This is a genomic window from Streptomyces sp. NPDC085931 (assembly GCF_044540565.1).
Lineage (GTDB): Bacteria > Actinomycetota > Actinomycetes > Streptomycetales > Streptomycetaceae > Streptomyces.
This window is the reverse complement of the sequence record NZ_JBITSK010000035.1, coordinates 1-1,263: the sequence shown is the minus strand read 5'-3', so window position 1 is coordinate 1,263 and position 1,263 is coordinate 1. Positions and strand designations below refer to the sequence as shown.

Annotated in this window: 1 protein-coding gene and 1 pseudogene; both read left to right on the top strand. The window is 68.2% G+C overall.

Annotation, left to right across the window (positions count from 1 at the left end; all coding sequences use genetic code 11):
- Positions 1-97: pseudogene (locus tag ACIGAN_RS35710) on the top strand (alpha/beta hydrolase); the annotation flags it as partial.
- A gap of 201 nt (positions 98-298) precedes the next feature.
- Positions 299-985 carry a type 1 glutamine amidotransferase domain-containing protein gene (locus ACIGAN_RS35705; RefSeq protein WP_399863726.1) on the top strand — a complete coding sequence of 229 codons (687 nt, stop codon included), beginning with the start codon at positions 299-301 and terminating at the stop codon, positions 983-985.
- The last annotated feature ends 278 nt before the right edge of the window (positions 986-1,263 follow it).

The window sequence follows — 1,263 nt, the reverse complement described above, 5'->3', positions numbered from 1 at the left end:
CGCGCAGTACATCGAAATCGAAGGCGCCCCCCACGGCCTGCTGACCACCCACACCGCCGAAGTCAACCAAGCCCTACTGACCTTCCTCGCCCAGTGACTCCCGCGGTCCGTGCTCGTGGCGGACCGGTGCGGTGTCCGGCGCCCGGCGGACGCACATGACCCCATGGCGTGATCCCGCCGCCGGACGGCCCACGTAGACCCATCCGACTCCTCCGTTTCGCCACTCGGCTTCACCTGGTTCTGCCGGTCTTCTGTACTCCTGAGAGACGACCGGTCTACTCGTTAGGGAGTATTCGTCATGAAGGTCCTCATCGTTCTCACCTCGCACGACCAGCTGGGCGACACCGGCCGCACGACCGGGTTCTGGCTGGAGGAACTCGCCGCTCCGTACTACCGGTTCAAGGAGGCCGGCTGGGACATCACCCTCGCCTCGCCCAAGGGCGGCCGGCCCCCGCTGGACCCCAAGAGCAACGAGCCCGCCAACCAGACCGACCAGACCCGCCGCTTCGAAGCCGACCCCGAAGCGACCGCCGCCCTTGCCGACACCGTGCGCCTGGACTCGGTGAAGGCCGATGACTACGACACCGTCTTCTACCCCGGCGGCCACGGCCCCCTGTGGGACCTCGCCGAGGACGCCACCTCCGCCCGCCTCATCGAGACGACCCTGCGCTCCGGCAAGCCCCTGGCCCTGGTCTGCCACGCCCCCGGTGTCCTGCGCCACACCGTCAACGAGGACGGCACCCCACTGGTCCAGGGCCGGAAGGTCACCGGCTTCACCAACTCCGAGGAGGAAGGCGTCCAGCTCACCGACATCGTTCCCTTCCTCGTCGAGGACGAACTGATCAAGCTCGGCGGCCACTACTCCAAGATCGGCGACTGGCAGCCCTACGTCGTCCAGGACGGCCTGCTGATCACCGGCCAGAACCCCGCCTCCTCCGGCCCCGCCGCCGAAGCCCTCATCGCACTCACCACCACCCGCGCCTGAGGGAGCCAGGCGGCATGGCCGCTGCAAGCAGTCCCGGCCCCAGCCGTTCCAGGCGCTCATTCCATCGCTCGATCCGCCGGCCGACGAGGTCGCCGCCGCTCTACGAAAGATCCACTCCGCATCGCCGACCCATCGGGCTTCAGCCCGGTGGGTCGGCGATGCTGTGAGGGCCGGTTCGGGTGACCTAGTGCCGCATCAGGCAACGTTCGCCCTGGGTGGTCTGCGACGATGACTCCATGGACGAAGAGGTCATTCCCATTCTTCGCGTCGAGGACGCT